The organism is Algibacter sp. YIN40 (genome assembly GCF_057219435.1).
In genome coordinates this window covers 1-9,063 of sequence record NZ_JBXVVC010000006.1, presented here as the reverse complement: position 1 = coordinate 9,063, position 9,063 = coordinate 1, and the positions used below count along the sequence as shown (strand labels likewise).

The window sequence follows — 9,063 nt, the reverse complement described above, 5'->3', positions numbered from 1 at the left end:
GTCTGTAATAGCAACACTACCAGAAAAAGCATCAGAGGTAGTTCCCCAGGAGCCACCAGAAGCAGTCCAGTTAGATATGCCGTTGGTTTCTTCATCATCTTCAAAAAGCACTGTAGGGGTATAATATTTAATAATGTTAGCTTCATAAATAAGGCCATCATCATTACTAAGAGCCACTTTAAATTCAATAGCATCATTGGGTTGAATACTTCCATCAAGAGTATAAGGCGCTGAAACAATACGTTGTTCAAGTGTTGCCATTCCTGTTTGTGTGCCAGGGCTAGTTAGTCCAGTGATGTTAGATGAAATAGGCGTAACAGTGAGATTAAAATCACTATCGGTTTGTCCTAAGTATTCAATACCAAAGTCGAAATTACCATTTAAGGATGTAATATTAGACGATGTTAAATCAATAAGTTTGGCATATTTTCCACTAAAGTAAGCTGCAAGGAAATTGGCTCTCATAGCACGACGTGCAATATCATCGATAAATAGTGGGTCTGGCCAAAAGCCACTACCTGTAGAACCAGCTTCAGATCCAGAGCCATTTTCAGGAGTCCATGCCATGGTATCTTTACCAGCCCCAGGACCACCTGTAGAACCTGCAACGGCAGGCCCCATCATCCAATCGTTCATATTACCACTGTTAAGAGCACTAATTTGTGTACTAGGACCATAGGCATAACGATTAAAGTGCGTCATATCATGATTGTACTTAGCAAACTCATCCTCACGTCTGTCTACGCCAGCGGCATCCAATGTAGCGGGATCCACTCCAGCATATCCATGAAGCATGGCATTTTTGAAGGAGTGGTGATTAAGTACCAATTTAAAATCATGATCCATGAAAAAATCTTTAACAATTTGTGATTCAGGTTCAGAAAAGAAGGTAGGGCCTCTATAGGTTTCATTACAGACATTGGTAGAAGAACCACCATTGCCCCAGTAATACCCAAAGTTTCTATTTAAATCAACGCCTTCGGCAGTTGTGCCACAGCTACCACCATAGATATTTCTATTTTTACGTTGCAGGCCTCCTCCGTTGGGTAAGATAGATTCATTATATGCTAAACCATCAGAGTTTACTATTGGGATAAAGTATAGTTCTTGATTGTTCACCAAGGAAGTAATAGCAGGGTCTGAACCATAGTTTTCAAGAATATACCACATATAGTACATCAGGTTCATAAGACTGGAGACCTCTCTGGAATGTGTCATTCCTGTATATAAGGTCTCTGGCTCATTGGCTTCATCAACGTCCGGATTGTCTGAGATACGCACAAAATAGGTCGTTCTGCCTTCAATTGTAGTTTGATTGGTTGTTGATGCATCCGCTTTTATGGAGATTAGGTTTGGATAAAGAGAACGCATAAGATCTAGTTCGGCTAGCGCTTCTGATACGGTAAAACACCCACCCATACTACCAAGTTTAAAATTAGTAGGGGTAGACCAGTTAATTTCATCACAGCCATTGTATTGGCCTAGATTATCAAAGAGAATATTAGATACACTGCTTTTACCAAAACCAGCTTTAGCAGTACTGTATTTTTGAGATTGTAGTTCTTGTTTGGCACGCGGTAGATTTTTCTGAGCTCTATCAGCATAGAATTTGGAGAGATCATTAATAAGAACTCTATATGGTACGCCTAATTTAGAAACGTTTTGCAATTCGCTTTCAGAAAGTTCGAGCTGTAAGCCACTAATCGTCTTTACAGCACCACAGGTTAAATCGATACCCTGACTGCTGAGGTTGGATAATAGTTGATTTGATGGATTAGAGATTACTACGCGTTTAAAATTTTCTTGTTGTGAGTAAGAAAAACTTAAGCACAAGATTGCGAGAAAGAGGGATATTTTTCTTTTCATTTTTAATTAAGTTAAGGTTTTGCTAAAAATAATGTTTTAAAATTGCATAATCAACGAAGCTGTTGTTGTTTAATAACAAATTGTTGTTAATAAACTATTATCCCTTTTTTTGAAAAAATAGTTTTATACAAAAAAGAGTCTCAAAAATTAATTTGAGACTCAAAATATTTAGCTGAATTAATGGTAGATTTGGGGTCTGTGACTAACTCAAACTAAAGTCCAACTAAAACTTAATTTATTAATACTTTTTTAGAAAGTGTGCCATCAACAGTTTTTAACTTAATGATATAAGTTCCAGCACTTACATTGCTAGTTTTAAATTCTTGGTAATTTTCTTTTTCTATTTTGTTATACTTGCTTATCGATTGTCCTAGAATATTTAATACTTCCAAAGATTCAATATCTTTAAGGTTAGGGTTATGAAGTATGAAGCTGCCTTTTTCGTTAGAATAATAGGTGTTTAAAGTCGAATTCTCAATATCATCAGTTCCTAACGAAGGAGATTCACCTGGCTCAAAAGTAATCTCAAAACGACCTAAATGTGTTCCTGCAGTTAGATAAACCTCGTAGCTTCCTTCTTTTAAATTCTGATAAATGTCTAAGTCTTTATCATGAACATAAATATTTTTATCAGCAGGGATGTTTTCTAATGCTTCAATTCTTAAAGTTGAAATACCATCCCCATTAGTTTTAACTCCAAAAGATAATATTCTATCAACATTAAAGTTGTTTACTGCTTGAATAATTAGTTTACTATTATCATCTAAGGTCCAGAACATATCTGCATTGTTCGATTCAAATAGATTAGCATCATACCCAATATCAAATCCATCGGTTGCATTAGAGTCTACACCAGCCAATAGTTGTCTGTGGAATCCTTGAGGAGAATCAAACATAATTCTGATTTTTTCTCTAATATCGGCTTCAGATTTTGAAGCTGCGGTTTTGCCTTTTGTGTTACCCGATTTTAAGAAATATGAAGAACCTCCAGATTCTCTTTGGAATATACGCTGACTATTCTTGAAAGTGATATCACCGCCAACAGGTACAACAGTATTCGATTCTCCAGTATTTCTGGCAAAGACAAAGAAACCTTGCCCTACTGGTACATGTTGTCCAGGAGTTTTAGTGCCTACTGATCCAGTGGCATTAATTCTGGTGTCGTTATTAATAGCTGGCGAACCACCCATTAACGTGTATGTAGCATAACCCCCTTGGTAGGATCTCAATACATGCGTACTACTAGCAAAATGATCCCAGAAATAAAGTGCACCGTTTATTACATTTTGGGCATTTCTACCACCACTGTCGGCTATATTATCTAGAATAAACTCATCTGCATCTATAGCTGAAGGGTATGGATTACCGACTAAATAATCATTGCCAGCAGCAACAGTAAGGGTAATATCACCGTTATTGGGCTTACCATTGAAAACATAATTTTGCTCTTGGGTAATGGCACCACCTGTATCTGCAACACCTTTCATGGTGAATCCTTCACCTGCTAAAATTGTTCCAGTACTTCTCATGTGTTGCCATTGCGAATAGGTATTACCAATTCTGTTGGCGTATTTCCATATCCAATAGTCTGCAATGGTTGCACCAGTCGTATTGGCTACTCCAGGAGATCCATTATAACCAGATCCAGAAAATGTAAGTGATAGTGGATTTGATGATACTAATCCATCACTCAACATATCTGGTACTGTATATGAATTATTATTTGTTATAGTATTGCTAACACCTGTTGGAGAAGACCAGTAATTATAGGTGAACAAATCTCTTGTACCTTGTTGATCTTTTTCAATTGTTCCCGAACTTGTAACATCTAAATCACTATCTTCTGATTGAATTAGTTGAGATTCGCCTTCAAGATCAATATCACCATCCATTTTAAGATAATGTGTAACGGTTAATCCATTACCAGTGCCAGAACTATTGTCACCAGTTAAAGTTAATTCGTTAGAATCTACAAATAAGCCTAACACCGATCTGTTACCATTATTACCTGCTGGTAACGATGAGTTATCCATGGTTATAATGTGTGCAGTTCTCACAATATTCCAGTCTACCGTCACCGTATTATCTGCCAATGCAGTCGCTCCAGGAATAGTTTGTACATCACCATTTGTCCAAGACGCGTTTGTGTTCCAATCGCCATCTTGTGCAGATATGTAAGGTAACGGAGCCGTTTGCCAATCTACTGTTTTTAAGTTTTTTAAAGCACCTTGATTACCTTTGCCAGATTCATCTTTTGTATTGGTGTAGGTATATGTAGACATTGGATAATAACCAGCTAGACTAGACCATGGTATGGTTGATGTTTCATCTTTAGTTGGGTTAACTAGACGACTGATGAAATAACCTGGACCGACGTTAAGAGAATTATCTGTGATTTCTTGATTCATAATATATCGCAATTGATCTACTGTTAAGGCAGTATCCCAAACGCGAACTTCATCTATATTCCCATGGAAATAGGCACCAGGGGTTAGTTTACCAGCTGCTGCAATAAAGAATGATTGCGAAGTATTCACTGGTGGCGCTAAGGTTTCTGTTTTTTCTAAAACACCGTCGATGTAAAGATTAGCTGTTGAACCATCGTATATTACTGCTACTTGATGCCATTCATTCTCTGGTATTACAACATCTGATACAATAGTTTGGGTACCACCATTTTGCCATGACATTTCAACATGTCCTGTAGCATTGATTTTAAGGTCGTATCCTTCTGTGTATGCTGCGTCTCTTTTAGAAACAATAGATTTATTCAAGGAGTTAGTTTCTCTTTTAATCCAAGCCGATATTGTAAAGTTCGCAGGAGTTAGGTCTAAATTATCTTCCACATCAACATAATGACCATTAGCTGGATCAAAAAATATGGAACGTTCAAAAGTTTCTTCTGGAGCCCAGCCAAATGTGATGTATTCTGTATTGTCAAAATCGTATTGGGCATATAAATTACCTCCAGATTCTGTCATTACACGATAGTCTGCAGTTGGATCGAAAACTCCAGTGGCAGAAATAAACATTAAATAGCGACCGTCTGGTGGTGCAGCTGTTCTTACAGCACTTACGGGAATTGAAACTTCTACCGCTGGAATATCACCAGCGTTACCATTTTCGACAACTTTCCATATCCTAGGAATGGCTGTAAATGAAACATTAGTGGTAGGTTTTACTCCAACGATGTCTTCACTCATATCTACAGTTACGTTAATAGCAGAACCATTAATATCGGCATTGTTATTTCCCCACATTAAAAATTGTCTATCACTTAAAGCAGTTGTGTTGGCAATATTTTCTTTATTTGTTGCATAAGTACTTGTCAAAGACATGGTTAAAAATCCTGTAGTAGGACCATCAATATCTGATTCATCATTTTGACTTCTAGATTGTCTTTGATCTAACAAAGATGCGTCATCGCGACCAATACCTGCAACATCGTAATTGTGTCCATTATTAACACTAGTATCCCAAACTACTGCACCCTGAGAATCAATATAATCTACATCGTTGAATCTATAGGTAGTTGCTGTACTTGCAGAATTTTGTAAGGTTACACCATATTTAACACCTAAGTAACTTTGTATTTTTTGTTGATTTAAAGCTGAATTTGGTGAAGTATAAGATATAATTTCGGTTAACATACCATTCATTTGTGATGTTGTACGTCCGGCTAAACCACTTCTACCTGTTCCTACTAACAAAGGAGTATTGCTAAACTCTTTAAAGTTTAAATCTGCTCCATTACCAGCAGTACCGGTAGCATTATCAACACGTTTACCATTTTTATAGATTTCGGTTGAAGTTCTTGCTGGGTCAGATTTTACATTAACTATTAATACATGATTCTGATATGTTTCTGTATTTGTAGTATACGCTCTACCGTATGAGTTATCGTTTGGTGCAGAAGATCCATTAGGGAATGAGTTTACATTATGCGACAAAATCTCATCCGTAAAACGGGCAGAGGTACTTCCCATACCCAATCCAGAAGGATCTTCATGGAAATTATCATCGCTGTAACGTCCTCCAACGGCAAATTGCCTTCCTGGACTAAAGCTTCCTGTTTGCGTATCTACCACATCATCACTTCTAAATACTGCGAAATATTCTGTAGAATAAAAACCACCTTTACCATTCATATACTCAACATTATTATTGTCGAAGTCGAGTACAGGGTTGTAATTCATGTTTCTTGTCCCATTGTCTCTATAAATAGGAGCTAAAGAAGCGGCTGCAGTAGCATCTTCTTTATCTAAAGTTGTAACATATGCTTGGTCTTCCCAATTTGTTAGTGCCGTACCATCCGTAGCGGCAATACCTTGATTTGCTTTAAGCCATAATCTTAAATTTGAAGTAATATTGGCTGGAGCAACAGCGGAATCGCTTAATGGCGTGCTAGGATCTGCTTCAATTCTAAAGTTATCAAATGCAACACCATCATCTGTGCCAGAACCATTAGAGCTAAATTCTATTCTAAATCTAACATTACTTTGGTTAGCAAATGTAGCATCAGATAGGGTAAGGGAGGCTCTAATAAATTTATTGTGTGTAAAAGCGGTATTAGTCGGGTGACTATTATTACTCCATCCATCAGCACTTAGAGCATTTACATTTCCTTCGTACCAGTTTGTACCAGATCCGCTAGCACCAAGTGGTGTATAAGCACCGCCAGCAACGGAATATAATATGCGCATACCATCATTACCACTTTCAGTTTTATATTTAACATCTAAACTTAAACGAATATTATCTATTCCAGTAAAATCTAACTGCGGACTTTCAACCACAATATTTACATTACTTAAATAGTTGTCGTAAGTAGAACATCTCCAAAAACCTCCTTCAGCTAATTCAATAGCTGTAGCGGGAAACGCATTGGTCCATAACCAAGAATCTCCTGTAGATGTTACTGCTGTCCATCCGCCATTATCGGCATCAAAATTTTCATAATAAGCGGTATATTCTGGTGGTGCAGCTGTACCTTCCCCTTGAACGGTAAATGTATACGGGTTTTCGTCACTATCATCATTTGCAATGGTAATCGTACCTGTAATAATACCAACCGAAGATGGTGTAAAAGTTACTGTAAAGGTTGTACTTCCGCCGGATGCAACAGTTGAGGAAGGTGCTATTGTTATGGCAAAGTCAGCATTATCACTTGTTATGGAGCTGATGTTTAAAACTAATGAACCATTATTTTCAATAGTATACTCTGTACTAATAGGTGATAATGAATCTGTTGAACCAAAAGCAGTTTGGTTTAGTGCTGCTGGACTATCTGTACTGCCATCACTAATAGGATTGTTTGCATCATCAAAAACATCTATTTCTGGAGATGGAGGTGTTCCTGTTCCTTGTATATCGAATACATAGGGCTGCTCACTACAAACCGAACTGTTGTTCACGATGGTAACGGTTGCAGTTCTTAATCCTAGGGCACTTGGCATAAAAGTAATAGTGAAATCTTCAAAGCTATCTCTATTAATAGTTGTAATTGCGCTAGTTACCGAAAAATCGCCAGCATGCGCTCCAGATACTGTAATACTACTTATACTTAATTGGTTGCTACTTGGATTACCTCCCGTATGAGTGTTCAGAACCCTAAAGGTGTTTATATTTGAAAACCCAACATTTAAGCTTCCAAAATCGGTATTGTCCGCTACAATTGGCGTCGTATCGTCATCTGGAATCGTTATTGCGTTTCCTGTAACATCAATATTTTGTGAACCTGTTACACTTGCTGTTCCTTCACCTTGTATATCGAAGGTATATGGGTTTTCGTCACTATCGTCATTAGCGATTGTAACAGTGGCATTCTTGATTCCACATGTCGTTGGGTCGAATGTTATATTGAATGTGGTACTACCACCCCCAGATGTTATTGGTGTTGTAGGATTTGCTGTAAGGCTAAAGTCTGCAGCGTCTACTCCTGTTATTGTTACATAAGTTGGACTAGTTCCTGTAAGGTTTAAATCTAAAGCACCTGTATTAATGATTGTAAACGTATTAACTACAGTTCCTGCAGCAATGTCTATTTGACCAAAATCGGTGTCGTCTGCTACATCAGGGGTTGCATCTCCATTTGCAATAGATGTTGCGTTGCCTTGAATGTCTATTTCTGGTGATGGAGCTGTTCCAGTCCCTTGAATGGTATATGTCCATGTACCTTCGTCAGGATCATCACTTGTAATCGTTACGATAGCTGTTATCAGTCCTGTAACAGTTGGGTTAAAAGTTATAGTGAAAGTATCGGAAATCTCCCGATTAATAGTTGTTATATTATTTGTTAATGTAAAATCCGTGGTATTGGAAACACTAATGCTATTTACAGTTAGCCTATTGTTTGCCGGATTTCCTGAGCCAGTAGCAGTATTTTGTATTTCGAAGGTATGTACAATACTACTACCTGTACCAATACTTCCATAATCCGTATTATCAGCAGGAATTGGTGTTATATCTCCATTTGGGATATCAATGGAGTTTCCTCGTATATTGATATCTTGATTTTGCGAATTCCCCGTTAGGCAAAATACAAATAACATTAAACATGTTATTACATAAGTAATTTTCTTCATGAGAGATTAAGTTTTAGTTTGGGACTAATTAAGTTTTATAAAAACCTATGCCACAAACATAGCACTTAACTCCATGAAATACAAAAATAATCGATGAACGGTTATTTAGTATTTTAAAATATTGATAATCAATTACTTAAAAAACGAGACTTCTTTTTGTTTATCTCGTTTTTTAAGTAATTATGGCCTCTAAAACCTAATTATTTGCTTTACAACGCTTTTTTGGGAGGCCAGATTGGTAATTTTAATGAAATAAGCCCCTTGAGAAAGTTCGTTAAGATTACTTATAACAAGCTTATTGTTTATTAACGATAATGTCTTACGATCTATAACTTTTCTTCCATTAATATCATATAATTTAATATTAAATGTGTCATTTCTAAACGCTATTGGCAGATTTACTGTTAAATGGTCAGAAAACGGGTTAGGTGTGACTGAGATATTGACAACATCAAATTTTTCGTTACTTAGAGCAGTTTGTGCTTCACCATCACAATCCTCGTCAATGGCATTACCAGGTATTTCTGTGGCATTTGGATTTACGGTATCATCGGAATCATTACAATCGGTATTGTTAGCACTATAGCCAGCAGGCGCTGAAGACGCACAAAGC

3 protein-coding genes are annotated in these 9,063 nt (G+C 37.0%); all 3 read right to left on the bottom strand.

From position 1 onward, the window contains the following. Window positions 1-1,866: M14 family metallopeptidase (locus AC2D6V_RS15325; protein WP_484649947.1), on the bottom strand; the 1,866-nt coding region annotated here is incomplete at its 3' end. A 230-nt stretch (window positions 1,867-2,096) separates the two neighbouring features. After that, window positions 2,097-8,450 carry a choice-of-anchor D domain-containing protein gene (locus AC2D6V_RS15320; protein WP_484649944.1) on the bottom strand — a complete coding sequence of 2,118 codons (6,354 nt, stop codon included), beginning with the start codon at window positions 8,448-8,450 and terminating at the stop codon, window positions 2,097-2,099. Window positions 8,451-8,639: 189 nt separating this feature from the next. Continuing rightward, a partial coding sequence (locus AC2D6V_RS15315; protein WP_484649941.1) for a T9SS type A sorting domain-containing protein occupies window positions 8,640-9,063 on the bottom strand: 424 nt, incomplete at its 5' end.